This window comes from Billgrantia aerodenitrificans, assembly GCF_021404405.1.
GTDB lineage: Bacteria > Pseudomonadota > Gammaproteobacteria > Pseudomonadales > Halomonadaceae > Halomonas > Halomonas aerodenitrificans.
The window spans coordinates 302,858-324,970 of sequence record NZ_JABFTV010000007.1 but is presented as its reverse complement, the minus strand read 5'-3'; the positions used below and the strand labels follow the sequence as shown (position 1 = coordinate 324,970).

Here is a 22,113-nt window from a genome sequence, read left to right as displayed (position 1 = left end):
CCACTATTACAACCATCACCGGATGAAGCAGAGACTAAAAGGCCTGAGCCCCGTACAGTACAGGACTCAGGCCGTGGGCGCCGGCTGAATGAACCGTCCAACTATTGGGGGTCAGTTCAAGTGGCCGGGGCTTCTGCATTTCCTGCATGACGACTCACGCACTCAGCGCACGATCATCACCGACATCTTGGTGTGATGGACCACGTGCTCGGCGTTGGGGCCCAGTACGTAGTCGGCGAACTTGCGCTTGTTGTGCGAGGCCATGACGATCAGGTCGACCTCGAGCTTCTTGGCCGACTTGACGATCGCCTCCCAGGGCGAGCCGTCGACGATCACCGACTGCACCTTGATGTCATCGGGCACGTGCTCCTCGATGAAACGGTGCTGGGCCTGGGAAATTGCCTCGTGGGCCTTCTTGGCGAAATCGCGCGGGAAGTAGGAACCCACCAACGGCATGTGGTAATCCGGCAGCACCGTGACCACGTGCAACGATGCACCGAAGGTGCGGCACAGGGTCACCGCCGTGGGCAACGCCTTGGCCCACGACGACTCCTCGTTGAGATCCACAGCCAGCAGAATCTTGTCGTACATCTCTGCACCCTCCTCAGGCGTGGGCGGTCGACGACGGCTGCTGAAGCTTGCGCCGACGCTGCAACAGCACCACCAGGCCGAACAACAGGAAGCCGGGGATCCACATCCACTCCTTGGCCCAGCGATCCACCGGCGCCAGTACCTCGATGATCTCCTGATCGAAGTCGAAGCCGATGTCCGCCGCCAGGCTACCGAACTCGACGAAGTCGACCGTAGCCTGATCGCCATCGACCCACAGCTCCATGCCCAGCCGCTCCATGCGCTCCTCGGCGCTGTCACCGCGTGGCACCGGCACCAGCAGGTAGGTGGTCATGGGATCGCCGAAGGCATCCTCGCCGGCGATCTGCACGCGCAGCTGGCTACCATCCTCCACCTGGCCCAGCGCTTGGGCGAACTCGGCCGGCGGGATCGACTGATAGGGATCATGGATACGATCCATCCAGTAACCGGGACGGAACAGGGTGAAGGCCACCAGCAGCAGCAGAACCGATTCGTACCAGCGGCTGCGTACCAGCATATAGCCCTGGGTCCCGGCAGCGAATATCAACATGGCGATGGTCGCTATGATGAATATCACGATGCCCTGGAGCCAACCGACGTCGATCAACAGCAGGTCAGTGTTGAAGATGAACAGGAATGGCAGCGCCGCAGTACGCAGGCTGTAGTAGAACGCCTGGAAACCGGTGCGCAGCGGATCGCCGCCCGATACCGCGGCCGCGGCGAACGAGGCCAGCCCCACCGGCGGCGTCACGTCGGCCATGATGCCGAAGTAGAACACGAACAGATGCACCGCGATCAGCGGCACGATCAGACCGTTCTGCTGCCCCAGCATCACGATGACCGGCGCCATCAGCGCCGACACCACGATGTAGTTGGCGGTGGTGGGCAGCCCCATGCCGAGGATCAGGCTGAGCACGGCAGTGAGCAGCAGGATCAGCATCAGGTTGCCCATGGCCAGTATCTCGACCACGTCGGCCAGCACCAGGCCGACACCGGTCTGAGAGACCGCGCCCACCACGATGCCAGCGGTAGCCGTGGCGATACCGATGCCGATCATGTTGCGGGCACCGGCGACCAGACCGTCCCACAGGTCGAGGAAGCCCTCCTTGATGTCGGCAGCGAGACGGCTTCGACCACGGAAGAAGGCGGTGATGGGACGCTGTGTGATCATGATGCAGATCATGAACACCGTAGCCCAGAAGGCCGACAGCCCGGGCGAGAGGCGCTCCACCATCAGGCACCACACCAGCACGATCACCGGCAGGATGTAGTGCAGCCCCACCATCACCGTGGGCTTGGTGCGGGGCAACGTGACGACCTTGGAAGTCGGATCGTCGAGCTCGAGCTCGGGATAGTAAGAGCCGAGCTTCAGCAGCCCTACATAGATGGCGGCAAGGCCCAACCCTACGACCCAGGGAGTGGCGTCGCCCAGCACCGGCTTGAGCCAGCCCAGGCCGTAGTAGACGGCAAACGACAGCGCCATCAGCAGGATCAGGCCGGTCAGGAAACCGATCACCTTGTTGAGCAGCGGACGCATCGGGTTGCTCGAAGGCAGCCCCTTCATGTCGGCCTTGAGTGCTTCCAGATGCACGATATAGATCAGCGCGATATAGGAGATCACCGCCGGCAGGAAGGCGTGCTTGATCACCTCCACGTAGGGTATACCGACGTATTCGACCATCAGGAAGGCCGCCGCTCCCATGACCGGTGGCATGATCTGTCCGTTCACCGATGAGGAGACCTCGACCGCCCCGGCCTTTTCGGCAGAGAAGCCCACTCGCTTCATCATGGGAATGGTGAAGGTGCCGGTGGTCACGGTATTGGCGATGGAGGAGCCGGAAATCAGGCCGGTCATCCCCGAAGCCACCACGGCGGCCTTGGCCGGCCCACCCTTGTAATGGCCGAGCAGCGAGAAGGCGACCTTGATGAAGTAGTTGCCGGCACCGGCCTTGTCGAGCAGGGCACCGAACAGAACGAAGAGGAATACGAAACTGGTCGACACCCCCAGGGCGATACCGAACACCCCCTGGGCCGTGAGCCACTGATGGTTGACCAGGCCATACAGGCTGACCCCACGATGGGCCAGGATGCCCGGCATGTAGGGTCCGAACAGCGAGTAGAGAAGGAATATAGAAGCGACGATGGCCAGCGGCGGCCCCAAGGCGCGCCGGGTCGCCTCGAGCAGCACCACGATGCCGACCACACCGACGATCACGTCGCGCAGTATGGGCGACCCGGGCCGGTCGGAGAGCTCCGCATAGAAGAGAAAGATGTAGGCAGCACAGAAAGCCCCCACCAGCGCCAGCAGCCAGTCCTGCAGCGGTATGCGGTCGCGCGGCGAACGCTTCAGCGCCGGGTAGGCCATGAAGGCCAGGAACATGGCAAATGCCAGGTGAATGGAGCGCGCCTCGGTGGCATTGAATACCCCGATGCGAAAGATATAGGGCAGCGGCGAGGCGATCCAGAGCTGGAACAGCGACCAGGCGGCAGCCACACCGACCAGTAGCTTGCCGGGTGCCCCCAGCGGCTTGCGCGCTCCGGTATCGCTGGAGGCGACCATGTCCTCCAGGTCGGCCTCGGGGTTTCGTGGATTCGTCTTTTCGTCAGTCATTACCGTCGTGCCCCATTGGCTTGACCCTGGGCGCTGCCGTTGCAGATGTCGCCTCAGCAGCTGACCCAAACAGATGCGCGGACCCCGAGGGTCCGCGCATTTTTACCGAAGGGAGTGGTTACCCCCTACCTCTCACTCGATCCAGCCACGCTCACGATAGTAGCGAGCGGCGCCATCATGCAGCGGTGCAGTCAGACCTTCGGAGATCATGTCCTCTTCGTTGAGGTTCTCGAAGGCCGGATGCAGACGCTTGAAGCGGTCGAAGTTTTCGAACACCGCCTTGACGGTTTCGTAGACGACTTCTTCATCCACGGCAGTGGAGGTCACGAAGGTGGCCGCAACGCCGAAGGTTTCGACGTCTTCGTCGTTGCCACGGTAGAGGCCGCCGGGGATCACCGAACGGGTGTAGTAGGGATACTCCTCGATCAGGGCATCGATTTCATCGCCGGTCACCGGGATGATGCGCGCGTCGATGGTGGTGGTGGCTTCCTGGATGGAACCGTTGGGATGACCGACCACGTAAACCATGGCATCGATGTTGTTGTCGGACAGAGCCGCGGCCTGCTCGGCGGCATCCAACTGCGACGCCAGCGAGAAGGTACCGGTATCCCAGCCCATGGCCTCCATCACCACGTTCATGGTGTTGCGCTGGCCGGAGCCCGGGTTGCCGATGTTGACGCGCTTGCCGGGGAAATCGGAGAAGTGCTCGATGCCGGAGTCGGCACGCGCGACCACGGTCAGCGGCTCGCCGTGCATGGTGAAGACGGCACGCATCTCTTCCCAGGCGCCATCGGACTCGAAGTTGGCCTCACCGTGGTAGGCGCGGTACTGCACGTCGGACTGCACCACGCCCATGTCGAGCTCACCGCTCTTCATGCCGTTGACGTTAGCCACGGAGCCACCGGTGGAGGGGGCGTTACAGCGGATGTTGTGCTCGTCGCTGCCGCGATTCACCATGCGGCATACCGACTGGCCCACCACGTAGTAGACCCCGGTCTGACCGCCGGTGCCGATGGTGATGAAACGGTCCTGCGCCACGGCCGGGGCAGAGAACATGGCAGCGCCCAACAGGGCTCCCGAGAAGGCGGCTGCGGAAAAAGCATGACGTTTCATTAACACACCTCTTTAGACGTTATTGGCTAGCCGGTTTTCACCAGCTGCTTTGGCTGAAGCAAGATCCCTGGTGTGGCCAAGGCGCATGAACCTTGGCCAGCGGTTTCTACCGCTCTCATCTACTTTAGCGAAAAAAACGCCGTCATGATGGTCTTTTTCAACTGACCTAATTCTAGTAGGGATTTACGTTAAGTGTACGTTAATTCCTAAATTGCATGACTCATGAAATAGGGGTCTGCTCCTTGCCAGGGGCAGCGTAGAAATGGCATGAGCAAACGGTCAGGTCGCACTGGCGATCAGTTCCCGCTTGGCACGCTTCATGGCGGCGAAATCCGCCTCATAGAAGAACTCGTTCGCGCCCAGCGCGGGCTCGAGATGATTGAGCCAGGTGGCACGCTCGTCGTACTTGGCGAAGAACGGCCGCTGCACCCAGCTGGCTTCCCGGCCCTGGATGAAGCGCAGCACGAAGACCTTTTCGCCGTGGATCTCGGTGACTCCTTGTATCTCCACCTTGCCCGGGTCGGCGGACATGGATGGCCCCCGGGCGGTGCGCGCCAGTCCCGGCACCCGCTGCATGGCCTCGCGGTAGATCTCCCAGGCACGCACCAGCGGCACCTCGAAGTAGTGGCGGGCACCGGTGTCGCGCTCGACGAACATGTAGTAGGGAATCATCCCCAGGCGCACCTGCGTCGTCCACATCCTCGCCCACTGGTCGGCATCGTCGTTGATGTGGCGAAGCAGAGGCGCCTGGGTGCGGATCTCGGCGCCGGTGGCGCGGATGCGGCGGATCGCCTCGCGGCAGATGGGGGTATCCATCTCCTTCCAGTGGTTGAAGTGCGCCATGAAGGCGACGTGCTTGCCGGCGGCGGTCAGCTCACGGAACAGCGCGAGGATATCCTCGGCGTCCGGGTCGGTGACGAAGCGGTAAGGCCAGAAGGTCAGGCTCTTGGAGCCGATGCGAATGTCCTGGACATGGTCCAGCTCGGGGGCCATCAAGCCCTCCAGGTACATGCGCAGGTGCTTGGCCTTCATCACCATGGGGTCGCCGCCGGTCATCAGCAGGTCGGTCACCTCGGTATGCTCGGCCAGATAGCGATGCAGCGAATCGGCTTCGCTGGCGGCGAACTTGAGATCCTTGTCACCGACGAACTGCGCCCAGCGGAAGCAGAAGGTGCAGTAGCTGTGGCACACCTGCCCCTGACTGGGAAAGAACAGCACTGTCTCACGGTACTTGTGCTGCATGCCGGGCAGCGGTTCGCCGTCGAGCAGCGGCAGATTGAGATCCATCTGGCCCGCCGGGTGCGGGTTGAGTTCGGCACGAATGCGCTCGATCACCGGCGTCATCTCGGCGGCGTCGGCGTCGCGGCGAACCAGTTCGGCCACGGCGTCATAGTGCTCCGGCCTGAGCATGCCGCGCTGGGGAAAGGTGAGCTGGAAAACGGGGTCGCCCGGCACGTCGTTCCAGTCGATCAGCTCATCGATGACGTACTCGTTGACCCGAAACGGCAGCACCTGGCTGACGACCCGCATGTCGAAACGCAGGTCTTCAGGCAGATTCTGAATCGCCTCGATCTTGTCCAGTTGACGGTGGGTGTAGACCTTGAATTGGCGGGCCTCGATGACCTCGGCCCCTGCATCGCCGAGCTCGATGTTCACACGCTGGTTCATCGTCTCCTCCTGTTGTCGTGGGTCACGGCGACGCCCTGCGCGACGGCGCAAACACGCCGTCACGTCGACCTGAGGCCGGCGAGCCGTGACTTATCGGGGGAGCACATTGGTACCGTTCAGGCGGGCGACTTGCAAGTTTTTGCGTCCATTTGCAACGAATGTCACGAAAACAGAGCGAATACGCAACGATCCATTCTTTTACGCCGAACAGCGTGGGAACTTGTCGGCTTGTGGCCCTTACCACCAGACTGGAATGACATAGCAGAGGAGATAGCGAACATGTCCGCTCGCCTGGAGTGCCAGCAGGGAGACATCGCCAATCAGCCGGATATCGACGTCGTGGTCAACGCCGCCAATGCGCAGCTGCGAACTGGCGGCGGCGTGGCCGGTGCGCTGCACCGGGCAGCCGGCCCGGAACTCGAGCGCGCCTGTCGGCCGCTGGCGCCGATCGCGCCCGGTCAGGCAGTGATCACCGAGGCCTTCGGCCTGCCCAACCGCCACGTCATCCACTGCCTGGGGCCGGTCTACGGTCACGACAGGCCGGAAGCGGAGCTGCTGGCGGACTGCTATCGCAACGCGCTGGAGCTGGCCGAGCGGCACGGCCTTGCCAGCATCGCCTTCCCTGCCCTTTCGGCCGGCGCCTTCGGCTACCCCCTCGCGGAGGCCGCCCGGGTCGCCCTCACCACGGTGCAGGAGACGTTGCCTCGCTGCCCCGGCATCGAACGGGTGCGCTTCGTGCTGTTCGACGCCGGTAGCGCCACGCTCTTCCAGGACACGCTGGAATCGCTCGATCAGACGTTGTAGCCGAGTGTGCGCGGCAACCACAAGGCAATTTCCGGGAAGATCGCCACCAGCGCCAGGGCGCTGGCCATGGCCAGCACGAACAGCAGCGCCCAGCCCACGGTCTGCTCCAGCCGTATCCTGGCAATGTTGGTGGTCACCATCAGATTGACCGCCACCGGTGGCGTGAACTGGCCGATGGCGATGTTCATCGCCAGCAGGATGCCGAACCACACCGGGTTCCAGCCGAAGTGCTGCATTACCGGGAGCAGGATCGGCATCATGATCAGGTAGATCGAGATGGCGTCGAGCAGCATGCCGGCCAGCAGCACCGCCAGCATGATCAGGATCAGCAGCAGCACGCCGTTGTCGGTGAGCCCGATGATCCACTCCGCCAGGTGGCGGAAAGTACCGAGCATGGTGCCGGCCCAGGCGAAGATACCGGCCAGGGCGATGATCAGCATGACCACACCGGAGATCACTGCCGCCTCACCGAGCAGGCTCCACAGATCGCGCCAGCCGATCTCGCGAGTCAGGAACAGCCCGACCAGGGCACCGTAGGCCACGGCCACCACGGCCGCCTCGGTGGGCGTGAACAGACCCGAGCGCAGCCCGCCCAGGATCAGCACCGGGGCGAACAGCGCCGGCAGCGCCTGCTTGAAGGTCTCGCCCACCTTGAGCCGTTCCGCTCCCTCCACCGGCGTGCCGCCCTCCCAACCATAGCGCTTCGAGACCAGCAGCGCCGGCACCAGCAGCGCCAGACCGGCCAGGATGCCGGGAAACAACCCGGCCGCGAACAGCGCCCGCAGGTCGACCCCGGGCACCACGATGGAATAGAGGATCAGCGCCACCGAGGGCGGGATCAGAATGGCAGTGGAGGCGGACGCAGCGATCAGCGTGGCCGAGAAGGGCTTGGGGTAGCCGGCCTTGGTCATGCTCGGCAGCATTACCATGGCCACTGCCGCGGCGTCTGCCGGCCCGGAGCCGCTCATGCCGCCCATGATCATGCACACCAGCACCGCCACCAGCGCCAGGCCGCCATGACGAGGGCCGATCAGCGCCTGAGCGAAACGCACCAGACGCAGCGCGACCCCGGCGCGCTCGAAGATCAAGCCGGTCATGATGAACAGCGGGATGGCGATCAGCGGGTACTTGGCGATGCTGTTGTAGGTGTTGGTACCGAGGGTGGCCAGCATTTCCGGGGTGAGGCCGACGAGGATACCCACCGCGCCGGCCAGTGCCAGGGAGAAGGCCACCGGCACGCCGGCGATCAGCAGCCCGGCGAAGGCCAGGATCATCCACAGGTCAGGGCTCATCGTCGAGCCTCCCGCGCAGACGATCGACGGTTTGCTGCACCAGACGCACCAACATTGCCGCCGACAGCAGCGGCAGCCACAGCAGGTACCACCACTGCGGCAGGCCGAGCCCCGGTGACAGCGACTCCCACTGGTACTCCTCCCAGGTGAGCTTGGCGCCGAACCAGGTGATCAGCCCCAGCACGATGGCGCCGCAAAGCCCCTGAAAGAGGATAAGTGCACGCCGCGGCGCAGCCGGCAGGGCCCGCTCGAGCAGGCCGATACGAATGTGGCCGTTGCGCCGTAGCGCCACCGAGGCACCGGCGAAGGTGAGCACCACCAGCAGGAACACCGAGAACTCCTCGGTGAAGGCCAGCGAGCCACCAGTCACGTAGCGGGTGATGACGTTGCCCAGGCTGATCAGTGAAATGATCGCCAGCGCCAGCGAGCCCAGCCAACGCTCGGGCCTGGCATCGGGAGAGAACTTCATGGAAGCCTCGCAATTGAAGGTCCGGCTCCGATAGAACCGGACCTAGGCTTTGATGGGGCTCAGCGAGCCTCGATGGCCTGACGCGCAGCTTCGACCAGCTCCGGGCCGATCCGCGGAATCCACTTGTCGTGCACGCTGCGGGTGGCATTGACGAAGGCGGCATGCTGCTCTTCGGTCAGCTCGGTGACCTGCACGCCGCGTTCCTGGATGTCGGCCAGCCGCTCGCTCTCCTGCTCGCGGGTCATGGCGATCTCCCACTCGCCGGCCTCGACGGCGGTCTCACGCAGGATCTCGCGATGCTCTTCCGAGAGCGAATCCCATACGCGCTGGTTGACGGCGAAGATCAGCGGATCGTTCATGTAGTTCCACAGGGTCAGGTGCTCCTGGCCCACCTGGTCGATGCGCGCCACGTCGAACACCGACAGCGGGTTCTCCTGACCGTCCACGGCACCGGTGGTCAGCGCCGGCTGGGCATCGGTCCAGCTCATCTGGGTGGGGTCGGCCCCCAGTGCGGTAAAGGTGTCCTGGAACAGCGGCGAGCCCACCACGCGGATCTTCAAGCCGTTGAGGTCGCCAGGCTCGCTGATCGGACCGCGGGAGTTGGAGAGCTGGCGGAAGCCGTTCTCGCCCCAGGCCAGCGGAATCACACCGCGGGATTCGATGGCTGCGAAGACCATCTCGCCGGCCTCGCCGCCAGTCACCGCATCGACCGCCGCCTCGTCGGGCATGAAGAAGGGCAGCGAGAAGAGGTTGAGCTCGGGCACCTGGGGCGACCAGTTGATGGTCGAGCCCACGGCCATGTCGATCAGGCCGGAGCGCATGGCGGAGAATTCACGGGTCTGGTCGCCGGCCACCAGCTGCGAATTGGGGTAGACGCGCAGGGTCAACTCGCCCTCCGTGCGCTCCTCCACCAGTTCGGCCCATTTCTCCGCCGCCTGGCCCCAGGGAAAGGCGTCGGAGAGAACGGTGGAAACGGAAAGCTCCCGCGCCTGGGCAGAGAGCGAGGCCGTGAGCACGGCGGCACCGGCCAGGGCCGCGGCGATACGGGTGATACGACTTGGTGAATTCATGACGTGTCCTTGCAGCAGGGGCCGGCTCCGACAGGGCCAGCCGTGATTATCGTTCTGGCGGGCATCGACAATTTCGCCTCGCCTCGACATTCTACGATGTCGGGCGTTGAATGGTAGTCCGTTAACGATGTCGGCGACGCACGGCACCGGGCTACCATCTCGCCAGGGCGAATACGACAAGGAGCCAGCCGTGCCACTGCGCGACCTGCTGTTGGGCCTCTCGATCGTGGTGATCTGGGCCTTGAACATCATCGTCATCAAATGGGGGGTAACGGAACTACCGCCGCTGCTGCTCACCACCCTGCGCTTCATTCTGGTGGCGGCACTGCTGGTGCCCTTCCATCCGGTGGCGCGTCATCATCTGCCCTTCCTGCTACTGCTCTCGGCGACCTTCGGTACGCTGCACTTCGCCCTGCTGTTCATCGGTCTGGGTCAGGCGGAGGCCGGCACCGGCGCCCTGCTGGTGCAGATGGGCACGCCCTTCGCCACGCTGCTGGCGGTGCTGTTCCTGGGCGAGCGCCTGAGCGTCAAGCGCGTGGTCGGCCTCGCGCTGTCGTTTGGTGGGGTAGTGGTACTGGCCGGCGGCCCCAGCCTGCCCTCGGCGCTACCCATGACGCTGCTGCTGCTCAGCGCCTTCGGCTGGGCCGTGTCGCAGCTGCTGATCAAGATGGGACCCAATATCCCGCCGTTGGCACTGGCCGGCTGGACGGCCCTGCTCGCCGTGCCCCAGGTGGCCATCGGTTCCTGGTGGTTCGAAAGCGGCCAGATGAGCGCCATGGCCTCCGCCGGCTGGTTCGGCTGGGGCGCGGTGTTCTATACCGCGGTAATGTCGTCGATCGTCGCTTACGGCATCTGGTACGGCCTGCTGCGGCGCCATCCGGTGAGCCGGCTGGCCCCGCTGAGCCTGATGGTGCCGATGGGCGCGGTGGTGCTGGGCATCGTACTGCTGGGCGAGAGCCTCAACGCCCATGTGCTGATCGGCGGCGTCATGGTCATCGCCGGCGTGGCACTGATCGTGATTCGCTTCCGCGCCCTGCTCGGTCGCTGATGGTCGAGACGGCGGCCCTTTTCAATCCGTCTCCGGCGCCGCTTCCGCACCGGCACCGCCCGGCCTGCGCGTACTTCCTCGCAGCATCGGTGTCACCGGCAGCATGATGTGCTCGGGCTCGGTATCGGCGTGAGCGATCTGCTCGAGCAACAGCTCCGTGGCCTTGACCACCATCTGCTCGACCGGCTGCTGCAGCGTCGTCAGCGAATGGCTTGGCCAGGTCGACATGGGGATGTCGTCGAAACCGATGACCGACACCTCTTCCGGCACCGCGAGGCCGAGCTCGTGGCGCAGCGTCTCCATGGCCGCAATGGCCATGAGATCGTTGGCGGCAAACAGCGCGTCGGGCACGCTGGGCGCAGCGAACAGGCGCCGCGTGGCCTGGCTGGCGTCGAGGTAGCGATAGTTGCCGACCTCGACGGCATGGCACTCCTGCCCCCGCGACGCCAGGCCCGCCACGAACCCCTCGTAACGCTGCTGGTTGGTCGAGGAATCCTCCAGACCGGCCAGGTAGGCGATGCGCCGATGCCCCAGGCTGGCCAGGTAGCTGCCCGCCCAGAACCCGCCGCGGTGATTGTCGCAGCCGACCTGGCTGATGCCGGCGTAGTTGACGGTACGGTTGACGATCACTACGGGAATGCCGAAGTCCGCCACCGTTTCTGCCTGCTCGGTATCCAGGGTGATGGCGAGCATGAGCACCCCCTCGACCTGGCTTCTGATGATCTCCTCGATCACCGAGTCGAAGCCCCGGTCGGAGGGAGCGAAGAACAGCAGCAGGTGATACCCCTGCTTCTGGAAGAAGCGCGACGCGCGCTCCAGCACGAAGGTATAGAACGGGTTCTCGAGGCTGTAGGTCACCACCGCGATGGTGCGGCTCGAGCGTGTGATGAGCGAGCGGGCGATGGTATTGGGGCGATAACCCAGCTCGCGCGCCGCTTCCATCACCTTCTTGCGGGTCTTGTCAGAAACACTGGCATTGGGCGAAAAGCTGCGACTGACGGCCGACTGCGACACGCCGGCCAGTCGGGCCACATCACGGGACGTTACGGATTTCCTTTTCATGCATGGAGCTCGCAGCGGGCGGATACCGAAATGACGGGAATCGTACCACTTTGCCACGGCAGACGCCGGTAGCGGCTCAGAAGCCGACCCGGTCGCCGCCTTTCAATTCCAGGATCTCGCGCGCCTCGTCCGCTGTCGCCACGGCCAGCGAGAGCCCTTCCAGCAGCTCGCGCACCTTGCGCACCTGGCTGGCATTGCTCTCCGCCAGCCGGCCCGGCCCGAGCCACAGGGAGTCCTCCAGCCCCACCCGTACGTGCCCGCCCATGGCGGCAGCCTGGGCCGCGATGCGCATCTGATTGCTGCCCGCTCCCAGCACGGACCAGGCATAGCCGTCGCCGAACAGCCTGTCGGCGGTGCGACGCATGTGCATGACGTCCTCGGCGTGGGGGCCGATGCCGCCCAGAATGCCGAACACGCTCTGCACGAAGAGCCGCCCACCGACGACGCCGCGATCCACCAGGTTGCGCAGATTGTAGAGATGGCCGATGTCGTAGCACTCGCATTCGAAACGCGTGCCGTTGCGCGCCCCTAGAGTCATGGTCTTCTCGATATCGGCAAAGGTGTTCTTGAACACCAGGTCGCGGCTGTTCTCCAGGTGCTCGCGCTCCCACTCGTGCTCGAACGCCTGGAAACGCTCCAGCATCGGGAACAGCCCGAAGTTCATCGAGCCCATGTTCATCGAGGCCAGCTCAGGCTGGAACTCGATGGCGGGGCGCATGCGCTCCTCCACCGTCATGTGCGGGCTGCCGCCCGTGGTGAGGTTGATCACCGCATCGGTCGACGCCTTGATCCGCGGCAGGAACTTCTCGAACACCGCAGGATCCTGTGTCGGCCTGCCGGTGCGGGGGTCGCGGGCATGCAGGTGCAGAATGGCGGCACCCGCCTCGGCGGCGGCGATGGCCGCCTCGGCGATCTCCTCGGGCGTCACCGGCAGATGGGGCGACATGGAAGGCGTATGGATGGCGCCGGTGACGGCACAGGTGATGATGACTTTACGTTGCGTCGCCATGAAAGACCTCGCTGTTGTGATTCAGGAATCGTGGCAGCCGCGCCACACGCCAAGCCCTTACAGCGACTCGACGTTGGCGCAGACGCTGAGCGCCTGACCGGAAATGTTGGCGCCCCCGGGAGAGGCCAGGAACAGGGCCATGGCCGCGATGTCGTTGGGCTCGACCATCTTGCGCATCGACACCTTGGCCAGGTTCTCCTGCTCCATCTCGTCGCGACCGATGCCGCGCTGCGCGGCACGGTCGGCGATCACCCGCTCGATGCGCGGACCGCGCACGATACCCGGCAGGATCGCGTTGACCCTGACCCCCGCCGGGCCGAGCTCGCAGGCCAGGCTCTTGGTCAGCCCCACCACGCCCCATTTGCTGGCGGCATAGGGGGTGCGATAGGCGAAGCCGAGGCGCCCCGCCACCGACGCCATGTTGAGCAGCACGCCTCGGCTCTCACGCAGTGCGCCGGCGGCCCGCTTGGCCACGTAATATTGGCCGTTGAGATTGATGTCGATGGTCTGACGCCACGCTTCGCTCTCGATCTCGTCGATCCCGGCCGTCGGCCCCGCGATGCCGGCGTTGTTGACCACCACGTCCAGCCCGCCCAGGCCGACCGCCTCGTCGAACAGACGCACCACGTCCGCCTCGCGGCTGACGTCCGCCCGGGTTGCCGCGATGCCCTCGGGCAGCGCCGCCAGGGCGGCCTCGTCGACGTCGCACACGTGCACGCGCGCACCGGCCTCATGGAAGGCCTGGGCAATGGCCAGGCCGATGCCGTTGGCGCCCGCCGTTACCAGCACTCTCAGGCCCTGCCGCGGAATCAGGCTGTCTACCACTTTCATTGTCGTGTCTCCCGGATGGGTGGAACGGTCGTCGCCCCGCTAGCGCAGCGACGGCAGCCAGGTGGAGAGGAATGGCACCACGCTGATGATGAAGAGATTGACCAGTACGATGGCGACGAAGGGCAGGATCGACCAGGTCAACCGGGCCACGCCGACCTTGGATATCTGCGACGCCACGAACAGGTTGAGGCCCACCGGCGGCGTGAACATGCCCATGGCCAGGTTGACCACCATGATGATGCCGAAATGTACCGGGTCGAAGCCGAAGCTCACCGCGATCGGCAGCAGGATCGGCACGAAGATCAGGATCGCCGCAGCGGCTTCGATGAACATGCCGGCCATCAACAGCAGCACGTTGACCAGCACGATGAACAGCAGCGGGCTGTCGATGGCGCCGATGACGAAGTTGGACAGCATCGACGGCACCCGCAGGCTCTGCAGGATCCTGCCGTACAGCCCGGCGGCGCCGATGATGCTGAGCACCACGGCGGTGGTGACGGCAGCCTCCTGAAGGATGCCGACGATGTCCTTGAGCGTTATTTCGCGGTAGATCACGAAGCCGACGAGGAAGGAGTAGACCACGGCGATCACCGCCGCCTCCGTTGGCGTGAAGATGCCGCCGTAGATGCCGCCGAGGATGATGACCGGCATCAGGATCGCCAACAGTGCCTTGCGCCCTGCCGTGAACATCTCGCGCCAGGAGCTGCGCTCGCCGCCGCCATGACCGTGATAGCGGGCGTAGCCGTAGGCGAAGAGCAGCAGGCTCAGGGTGATCATGAGGCCCGGCAGGACGCCGGCGACGAACATGTCGCCCACCGAGACGTTGGCGGCAATACCGTAGAGGATCAGCGGTATGCTCGGCGGAATGATCACCCCCAGCGCCCCGGAAGCCGCCTGATTGGCCGCCGCGTAGCCGGAGGCATAGCCCTTGGCGATCATCGCCGGTATCAGGATCGAGCCGATGGCGGCCGTGGTGGCCGCCCCGGAGCCCGAGATGGCGGCGAAGAACAGCGAGGTGATGATGGCCACCATGGCCAGCCCGCCGGTCATGCTCCCCACCATGGTATTGGAGAAATCCACCAGCCGCCGGGAGATACCGCCGCTCTGCATCAGGTAGCCCGCCAGGATAAAGAACGGGATCGCCATCAGCGGGAAGGAGTTGACCGAGGTGATGTACTGCTGGGCCACGATCAACATCGGCATCAGCTCGCCCTGCCATACCGTGATGGCCGAGGCCAGGCCCAGCGAGAAGGCGATGGGCACGCCGATGACGAACAACACGATCAGCAGCAGGAAAAGCAGCAGCGCCATCAGCTTCTCTCCTCTTTGTCGTTGCCTACGACCTCATCGATCAGCAGCGCCACCGAATTGACCAGGATGACGATCCCGCCCAGAGGTACGGCCAGGTAGGGCCACATCATCGACACCCGGGTACTGGGCGCCGTCTGATTGGAAACCCGGCCCACCATCTCGAAGCCGTACTTGACCAGGATGAAGGCGAACAGCGCCGAGGCCAGCACGACCAGGACGCGCATGACTCGCGCCAGCCTCGGCCCGGCGAATTCGAGTACGATATCGACCGAGATCATCAGCCCTTTGCGATAGGCATAACCGGCACCGATGAAGGTGAGCCAGATCATGGCGAAGCGGGCGATCTCGTCCGAGAAATAAAGCGGTCTTCCCACCACGAATCGCGCGAAGACCTGCCAGAAGATCAGCACGGTCATGACCAGCAACAGCCCGGCGAGCCCCCAGCCGACCAGGCGATTGAACAGGTCGATGCCCCTGTTGGTTTGCCGCAGTAACGTCTTCATGACTGCCTCGTGTCGCTAGTTGACGGCGCGGGCGGCAGACCGCCGCCCGCGGGCCACATCAATACTCGAAATTGATGGCAGCCTCGACGAGGTCCTCGCCCACGGTGGGAGCCCACTTCTCGATGACCGGCTGCACCGCCTCGCGGAAGGGGTCCAGTTCGGGCTCGGTGACGGTCATGCCCAGCTCCGCCAGCTGGACCAGGTAGCGCTGCTCGAGCTCCTGGCTGGCCTCACGCTGCACTGGCAGGGCAAGCTGCGCCGCTTCCAGGATGATCGCCTGGTCCTCTTCGCTGAACGAATTGAACAGGTCCAGCCCCATCATCAGCGGTGCCGGCGAATAGACGTGCTGGGTCATGTTCAGGTAATCCTGAACCTCGTAGAAATTGACGTCGTAGATGGTCGGCAGCGGGTTCTCCTGGCTGTCCATGACCCCCTGCTGCAAGGCGGTGTAGACCTCGGTCCAGGCCATCGGCGTGGCATTGGCGCCCAGCGCCTCCCAGGTATCCACCTGGACGCGGCTCTCCTGGGTGCGGTGATTGATGCCGCGCAGATCGTCCGGGTGATTCAGCTCCCGCACCGAATTGGTGTTGTGGCGGAAGCCGTTCTCCATCCAGGCCAGGATCTTGACGTTCATGCCCTCCTCGGCCAGCTGAGCGAGATGCTCGCCGTGCTCGCTGTCGAGAAAGGCATAGGCGTGGTCGTGGTTCTCGAAAATGTAGGGGAGATCGAAGAGCAGGTACTCGTCGACGAAGCCGCCCATGGGCCCGGTCGAGGAGATGCCGGCGTCGACGATGCCGAACCCCATGCCCTCGACGACCTCGCGCTCGGCACCGAGGGCATTGTCATAGTGGGGGTCGATGGAGAGGCGACCCTCGGAGAGGCGCTCCAGCTCCTCACCGAACTTCAGCACGCCGATGCCCTGCTGCGAGTCGGGCCCCAGGGGCAGGCTGACGTCGATGACGCGCTCTGTGCCGGCCTGGGCAGCGGCAGCCATGGCAAGCGACAGCCCCATCGCCAACGGCGCCTTGAGGAAAACGGGGTGGGTATTGCGACTCATGTTGCGCTCCTTTCGAGTTGTCGTTGTGGTCTTCCAGGAATTCGTATGCATCTCCTTTCGCTCCCGCTATCAAAAGCGAGCTGCGTAACGTTTAGATCAAGATGGACTACGTATGCAAATTAATTGGAAGAAATCCATCGAAACTCATTCACAAGCCTATGATCAAAAAGAAAATATACTTTAGTATTATGTATAGAATACGTATGCCAAAAATTGCAGGCATCGTCGTGCCGCGAATATGCGCGCATGCGCAGCGCAGGCTCGCATCGAGCGACGCACTGCAATGCAGATGCGCTGCAACGTTAGCGACGGCGTAGCGATTGATGTCAGGGGGGCGCGATCGATGTCAGGGGGCGCGATCGATGTCAGGGGTCGCGAGGCCGGGCGCACTCCGAGGCGCTGCCTGACCAGGTCACGCAGTCGCCCACTTCGATATCGTGTGCCTCGAAATAGCCGGCATTGACCTCCAGCGCCGCATGATAGGTCACGCCCGCCAGGGTGACCGGGCAGTCGTAGGGATTCTGCGAGGGGCAAGGCTGCATGGTGGCCTTGGCCGCGATACGCCCTTCGGCGTCGAGGAAGGCAATGTCCAGCGGGATGCGGGTGCGGTACATCCAGAAGCCGCCCTGGGGCGACTGGGGCTCCGTGTAGAGAAACAGCATGCCGGCGTCCGCCGCGAGATGGTCGCGATCCATCAGCCCCTTCTGGCGCTCGGCCGAGCTACGGGCCAGCTCCACCTCGAGCCGATGGCGCTCGCCCTCGGTCACGATCTCCAGCGGCGCACGTTCGAGCGTGAACGACTCCCCGGCCCCGGCCGGCCACTGCCAGACGAGCAGCAAGCCGACAAGCAGGGCCAGAACGACAGCCTGGGTCCCGCGGGTGCCGAGCGTCAGGCCTGCCGGGCGTTTCAAGGCATCGCACCCTCGCGCTGACCGAGAATCGCCATCAGGTCGATGCGAGTCTCTCGTGTGCTGAGGTCCAGCAGCCCTTCGAGCGCCTGAAGGTGCTCGTGGATGCAGCGCCGTGCCGCCTCACCGTCGCCGTCACGCAGGTGCGAGAGCAGCGCCGGATGATCCTCGGCCAGGTAGCAGCTCGCCAGGCCGGCCCGCTTGTACAGGGCGATGACGATGGAAGTACGCAGGATCAGGTCGGTGAGCATGACGCCGAGCACCCGGTTGGGAGAATGCTCGGCAAGCAGGTGGTGGATCGCCAGGGAGTGCTCGATGCGGGCCGCCTCGTCGCCGCGGGCATGGGCCTCGGCCTCTCGCTCGACACGCGTGGCAACTTCCCTCAGCAACTCGGCGTCGAGCCGGCCCGCCAACAGGGCCGCCACCTCGCCCTCCACCAGGCGCCGTGCAGCGAAGGTCTCGCGGGTCTCCTCGATGCTCGGTGCGCGCACCCGGGCCACCTGGTTGGGCTGCTGGCTGACGACGTGGTCGGCAGCCAGCCGGGTCAGCGCCTTGCGTACCACCGAGCGGCTGACGCCGAAGATCTCGCCCAGCGCCACCTCGGGCAGACGCGTGCCCGGCGGCAGGCGCTGAGTCAGCACCGCCGCGCGCACCTTGTCGACGATGAAACGATCACTGATCCTGCCGCCTGCCCGGGTTTCGGCGGCAACCTCGTCCTGCCAGGTGGTGCTCATGGCTTGCCCTCTCGCCTTGTCATGGGCTTACCTTCGCACGTTTCCTCCATTCTGGCCACAGGAAAGCAGGTTTTCTGTATACAAAACCAAGCCGTACAAAATCAAGCCTGATGCTTCTCGGAAACGTCGAGAATCTTCAGGGTATTGGTTCCACCGTGGGCGTTCATGTGATCGCCCCGGGTCAGGATGACATGATCCCCCGGTTCGGCAATCCCCTGTTGCACCAGCAGCGCCAGCGCCCGGTCATTGAGCTCACTGGCCGCCATCGCACTGGTGTCGAACGGCAGCGAGACCACCCCGCGGTAGAGCGCCATGCGCCGCTGGGCGATGGGGCTGTGGGCCAGCCCGACGATGGGTAGCCCCGAGCGGATGCGCGAGGCGATCAGCGGCGTGTAACCGGTGGAGGTCATGCAGGCGATGGCGGCCACCCCGGTGAGGTGGTTGGCGGCGTACATCGCGGAGAGCGCGATGGTCTCGTCGATGCGCGAGAAGCCCTCGTGAATGCGGTGCCCCGACTCCTGGGCCACACGCTCGCGCTCGGCACCGAGGCACACCCGACGTATCGCTTCGAGGGTCTCCACGGGGTAGTCGCCGGCGGCGGTCTCGGCGGAGAGCATCACCGCGTCGGTGCCGTCGAGCACGGCGTTGGCGACGTCGAACACCTCGGCCCGGGTGGGCAGCGGCGAGGTGATCATCGACTCCATCATCTGGGTGGCGGTGATCACCGCACGGTTGAGGGTGCGGGCGCGCTTGATGATGCGCTTCTGCATGCCGATCAGCTTCTCGTCGCCGATCTCCACGCCGAGATCGCCGCGGGCCACCATCACCGCCTCGCTGGCCTCGATGATACCGTTGAGCGTTTCGTCGTCGGCCACCGCCTCGGCGCGTTCGAGCTTGGCGACCAGGCCGATCTCCTTGCCCGCTTCGCCGAGCAGGCGACGGGCTTCGCGCATGTCTTCGGCGTGGCGCGGGAAGGAGACGGCAAGATAGTCGACGCCGATCTCGATGGCGGTTTCGAGATCGGCCTTGTCCTTGTCAGTGAGGGCCGGGGCCGAGAGCCCGCCGCCCTGCTTGTTGATGCCCTTGTTGTTGGAGAGCTTGCCGCCGGTGACCACGACGGTATGGACCTGCTGCCCCTCGATGCGCTCGACGTCGAGCACCAGGCGGCCGTCGTCGAGCAGCAGGCGGTCGCCGGGGGCGACGTCGTCGATCAGCTGCTTGTAGTCGCAGCCGACGCGGCTGGCGTCGCCGGCATCGCTGTCCAGCGCCATGTCGAGCACGAAGGGCTGGCCCACCTCGAGGGTCACGGCGCCGTCACGAAAGCGGGCGATGCGGATCTTGGGCCCCTGCAGGTCGCCGAGGGCGGCCACGCTGCGCCCCAGGCGATCGGCGATCTGACGCACGGCGATCAGCCGGCGGCGGTGGTCGGCGGCGCTGCCGTGGGAGAAGTTGAGGCGCACCACGTCGACGCCGGTGCGGATCATGGCTTCCAGCACACCCTCGCGGTCGCTGGCCGGGCCAAGGGTGGCAACGATCTTGGTGCGGCGGATGGGGGCATGAATGGGAGCGTGTGGCGGAAGCGTCATGGTGTCCTCGGCAAGACCAGGATGGCACGGAAGTCGTTGACATTGGTGCGGGTCGGACCGGTGACGATCAGTCGATCCAATGCCTGGAAGAAAGTATACGCGTCGTTGCGTGACAGGTAATCGGCCGGCTGCAGCCCCTGCTCACGGGCATGGGCCCAGTCGTCGGGCGAGAACAGCGCACCGGCGTTGTCCTCCGAGCCGTCGATACCGTCGGTGTCGATGGCCAGGGCATGAATCCCCTCGGCGCCGGCCAGGGCCTCGAACAGCCCCAGCAAGTACTCCACGTTGCGCCCACCGCGCCCGTCGCCGTGCACGGTGACGCTGGTCTCGCCGCCGGAGAGAATCAGCAACGGCGCTTCGATCTCATCGCGTGCCTCCAGCGCCAGGCGCGCCTGGGCACGGCCCAGCTCGCGGGCCTCGCCTTCCAGGTCGTCGCCCAGCACCTTCACCGTCACACCGGCCGCTTCCGCCGCGGCCCGAGCAGCTTCCAGAGCATCATGAGCGCGGGCCAGGGTCACGCTGTCGTCACGCGCGAAGGCCGCGTCGTCGGGGGAAGGCGCTCCCTGGGCCTGCTCCAGATGGCGGCGCACGTGGTCTGGTATCTCGATGGCGTAGCGCTCGAGCACCGCCAACGCATCGGCCGGGGTCGAGCGATCCGGCAGAGTCGGCCCTGAGGCGATCTGCGTGGCCACGTCGCCGGGAATGTCGGAGATCAGCCAGGTCACCACCTGGGCGGGGTGTGCCGCCGCCGCCAGGCGCCCACCCTTGATCGCGGAAAGGTGGCGGCGCACGGTGTTCATCTGCCCGATCGGCGCGCCGCAGCGCAACAGCTCGCGGTTGATGGCCTGCTTGTCGGCAAGCGATATGCCCTCGGCGGGCAGCGTCATCAGCGCCGAGCCGCCGCCGGAGATCAAGGCGATCACGCGGTCGTCCTTGCCCAGCTCCGCGACCGCCTCGAGCATGCGCCGGGCCGCCTTCTCGCCCAGATCGTCGGGCATCGGGTGGGAGGCTTCGAGCACCTCGATCACCTCACACTCCTCAGCATGACCGTAGCGAGTGACCACCAGGCCGGTGAGCGGCGCATCGGGGCAACGCTCCTGCCAGGCGCGCTCCAGAGCCGCGGCCATGGAAGCCGCCGCCTTGCCGGCACCGACCACAACGGTGCGCCCGGGGGGTGGATCGGGCAGCAGATCGGCGACCAGAGAATCCGGATGCACGGCAGTCACGGCCACGTCGGCAAGCCGACGCAGCCATGTCGCCATGTCTGTCGTGTGGTCCAGGGAAGGAAGTTGTTGTGACATGGGCACACCTCGAACGGATGACAGCAACGACGGTAACAGCAGGGTAGGCAGGAAAAAAGCCCGGCGGCGGGCGGGTTCCAACTGGGGATCCCGCCGCCGGGTGCAAGGGCCGCTGGCGGGGCCGGTTGGCAGGCGACGGCCTGACGCCTGCCAGGAGGGAACACCGGCTCTCCGTCTGCGCGACTGGCTGGCAGGGTGCTGCCTCCTCAGGTGGGACGGATCAGCTGCCCACCTCGTGATCGGCCAGGGCCTCCAGGGCACGCAGGATGCCGGCGTGATCCCAGTCTTCACCGCCATGCGCAACACAGGCCTGGAACAGCTGCTGGGCATTGGCGGTGCCGGGCAGCGCCAGGTTGAGGCTGCGCGCGCCTTCCAGGGCCAGGTTGAGGTCCTTCTGGTGCAGCTTGATCTTGAAGCCCGGGTCGAAGGTGCGCTTGATCATGCGCTCGCCGTGCACGTCGAGGATCTTCGACTGGGCCAGGCCACCGAGCAGCGACTCGCGCACCTTGGCCACGTCGGCACCCGCCTTCGAGGCGAACAGCAGGCCTTCGGCCACCGCTTCGATGGTGAGCGCCACCACGATCTGGTTGGCCACCTTGCAGGTCTGGCCGGCGCCGTGGCCGCCGATGTGGGTAATGGTCTTGCCCATCACTTCGAGGATCGGACGGGCACGCTCGAAGCCTTCCTGAGTGGCACCGACCATGATGGTCAGGGCGGCGTTGATGGCACCGCCCTCGCCGCCGGAGACCGGCGCATCGACGTACTCGCCGCCGGCTTCATGGATGCGCTTGGCGAAGCCCTGGGTGGCGATGGGGGCGATGGAGCTCATGTCGATCACCAGGGTGCCCGGCTTGAGCCCTTCGACGACGCCATTCTCACCGAACAGCACCAGTTCCACGTCGGGGGTGTCCGGCACCATGGTGATGACGACCTCGGCCTGCTCGGCCACCGCCTTGGGGTTGGCCGCCACCCGAGCGCCCTTGTCAGCCAGCTCGCGGGGAATGGCGCTGCCGTGCTCGACGGTGATGATCTCGTGGCCGGCATCCAGCAGATGTCCCGCCATGGGACGGCCCATGATGCCGAGGCCAATGAAACCGATCTTGCTCATGATGATTCTCCTTTCAGCTTGTCTTTGTCGTTGCAAC

21 protein-coding genes are annotated in these 22,113 nt (G+C 65.1%); 3 read left to right on the top strand and 18 right to left on the bottom strand.

All coding sequences use genetic code 11. From position 1 onward, the window contains the following. Positions 1-88, top strand: an 88-nt coding sequence (locus tag HOP59_RS15235) for an IS3 family transposase (RefSeq protein WP_234254523.1), incomplete at its 5' end; no start/stop codon positions are given. A 74-nt stretch (positions 89-162) separates the two neighbouring features. Here the strand turns inward: HOP59_RS15235 and HOP59_RS15230 are convergent. The 4 genes from HOP59_RS15230 to HOP59_RS15215 form a co-directional block, all read right to left on the bottom strand. Beyond that, on the bottom strand, positions 163-591 hold the full coding sequence (locus tag HOP59_RS15230; RefSeq protein ID WP_010627028.1) for a universal stress protein: 429 nt from the start codon (positions 589-591) through the stop codon (positions 163-165). A 13-nt stretch (positions 592-604) separates the two neighbouring features. Then, a complete protein-coding gene (locus HOP59_RS15225; protein WP_010627027.1) occupies positions 605-3,202 on the bottom strand; it encodes a TRAP transporter permease in 2,598 nt (865 codons plus the stop codon). Positions 3,203-3,334: 132 nt separating this feature from the next. After that, positions 3,335-4,315: a TAXI family TRAP transporter solute-binding subunit gene (locus HOP59_RS15220; protein WP_010627026.1), complete on the bottom strand. Its 981-nt coding sequence runs from the start codon at positions 4,313-4,315 to the stop codon at positions 3,335-3,337. Positions 4,316-4,594: 279 nt separating this feature from the next. Beyond that, positions 4,595-5,983: a KamA family radical SAM protein gene (locus HOP59_RS15215; RefSeq protein WP_234254515.1), complete on the bottom strand. Its 1,389-nt coding sequence runs from the start codon at positions 5,981-5,983 to the stop codon at positions 4,595-4,597. Between the two features lie 279 nt (positions 5,984-6,262). On the opposite strand from HOP59_RS15215, the gene HOP59_RS15210 reads away from it, so the two are divergent. Further along, complete coding sequence (locus HOP59_RS15210; protein WP_010627024.1) at positions 6,263-6,787, top strand: macro domain-containing protein; 525 nt, start codon at positions 6,263-6,265, stop codon at positions 6,785-6,787. Here HOP59_RS15210 and HOP59_RS15205 read toward each other — a convergent pair. From HOP59_RS15205 to HOP59_RS15195, 3 genes are read right to left on the bottom strand one after another with little or no spacing between them, the layout of a single operon-like run. Next, the gene (locus HOP59_RS15205; protein ID WP_086510160.1) at positions 6,775-8,079 is read right to left on the bottom strand and encodes a TRAP transporter large permease; all 1,305 of its coding nucleotides are present in this window, start codon (positions 8,077-8,079) and stop codon (positions 6,775-6,777) included. The genes HOP59_RS15210 and HOP59_RS15205 overlap by 13 nt on opposite strands. Then, positions 8,069-8,548, bottom strand: coding sequence for a TRAP transporter small permease (locus HOP59_RS15200; protein ID WP_010627022.1), 480 nt, complete (start codon positions 8,546-8,548; stop codon positions 8,069-8,071). Before HOP59_RS15200 ends, HOP59_RS15205 begins: the two co-directional genes overlap by 11 nt. 59 nt (positions 8,549-8,607) lie before the next feature. Next, entirely contained in the window at positions 8,608-9,618 is a 1,011-nt protein-coding gene (locus HOP59_RS15195; RefSeq protein ID WP_234254514.1) for a DctP family TRAP transporter solute-binding subunit, read from the bottom strand. A 190-nt stretch (positions 9,619-9,808) separates the two neighbouring features. On the opposite strand from HOP59_RS15195, the gene HOP59_RS15190 reads away from it, so the two are divergent. Then, on the top strand, positions 9,809-10,666 hold the full coding sequence (locus HOP59_RS15190; protein WP_234254513.1) for a DMT family transporter: 858 nt from the start codon (positions 9,809-9,811) through the stop codon (positions 10,664-10,666). A gap of 21 nt (positions 10,667-10,687) precedes the next feature. Here the strand turns inward: HOP59_RS15190 and HOP59_RS15185 are convergent, their stop codons facing one another. From HOP59_RS15185 to HOP59_RS15135, 11 genes are all read right to left on the bottom strand, one after another. Continuing rightward, positions 10,688-11,728, bottom strand: a complete 1,041-nt coding sequence (locus tag HOP59_RS15185; RefSeq protein ID WP_234254512.1) for a LacI family DNA-binding transcriptional regulator — start codon at positions 11,726-11,728, stop codon at positions 10,688-10,690. A 76-nt stretch (positions 11,729-11,804) separates the two neighbouring features. Further along, positions 11,805-12,737 (bottom strand): 3,5-dioxohexanoate:acetyl-CoA acetone transferase, encoded by a 933-nt coding sequence (gene kce, locus HOP59_RS15180; RefSeq protein ID WP_086510165.1) that lies wholly within the window; start codon positions 12,735-12,737, stop codon positions 11,805-11,807. A 57-nt stretch (positions 12,738-12,794) separates the two neighbouring features. Continuing rightward, positions 12,795-13,568 (bottom strand): SDR family oxidoreductase, encoded by a 774-nt coding sequence (locus tag HOP59_RS15175; protein WP_234254511.1) that lies wholly within the window; start codon positions 13,566-13,568, stop codon positions 12,795-12,797. Between the two features lie 39 nt (positions 13,569-13,607). Beyond that, entirely contained in the window at positions 13,608-14,879 is a 1,272-nt protein-coding gene (locus HOP59_RS15170; protein WP_010627016.1) for a TRAP transporter large permease, read from the bottom strand. Continuing rightward, positions 14,879-15,382, bottom strand: a complete 504-nt coding sequence (locus tag HOP59_RS15165; RefSeq protein ID WP_010627015.1) for a TRAP transporter small permease — start codon at positions 15,380-15,382, stop codon at positions 14,879-14,881. Before HOP59_RS15165 ends, HOP59_RS15170 begins: the two co-directional genes overlap by 1 nt. Positions 15,383-15,440: 58 nt before the next feature. Then, complete coding sequence (locus tag HOP59_RS15160) at positions 15,441-16,439, bottom strand: TRAP transporter substrate-binding protein (protein ID WP_234254510.1); 999 nt, start codon at positions 16,437-16,439, stop codon at positions 15,441-15,443. Between the two features lie 365 nt (positions 16,440-16,804). Next, entirely contained in the window at positions 16,805-17,350 is a 546-nt protein-coding gene (locus HOP59_RS15155; RefSeq protein ID WP_234254509.1) for a DUF192 domain-containing protein, read from the bottom strand. Further along, positions 17,347-18,081 (bottom strand): GntR family transcriptional regulator, encoded by a 735-nt coding sequence (locus HOP59_RS15150; protein ID WP_010627012.1) that lies wholly within the window; start codon positions 18,079-18,081, stop codon positions 17,347-17,349. The genes HOP59_RS15155 and HOP59_RS15150 overlap by 4 nt, the downstream gene beginning before the upstream one ends. 101 nt (positions 18,082-18,182) lie before the next feature. After that, positions 18,183-19,667, bottom strand: a complete 1,485-nt coding sequence (pyk, locus tag HOP59_RS15145) for a pyruvate kinase (RefSeq protein ID WP_234254508.1) — start codon at positions 19,665-19,667, stop codon at positions 18,183-18,185. Continuing rightward, a complete protein-coding gene (locus HOP59_RS15140; protein ID WP_141638539.1) occupies positions 19,664-20,968 on the bottom strand; it encodes a glycerate kinase type-2 family protein in 1,305 nt (434 codons plus the stop codon). Before HOP59_RS15140 ends, pyk begins: the two co-directional genes overlap by 4 nt. A gap of 220 nt (positions 20,969-21,188) precedes the next feature. After that, positions 21,189-22,076 (bottom strand): 2-hydroxy-3-oxopropionate reductase, encoded by an 888-nt coding sequence (locus HOP59_RS15135; protein ID WP_234254507.1) that lies wholly within the window; start codon positions 22,074-22,076, stop codon positions 21,189-21,191. Positions 22,077-22,113 lie beyond the last annotated feature (37 nt).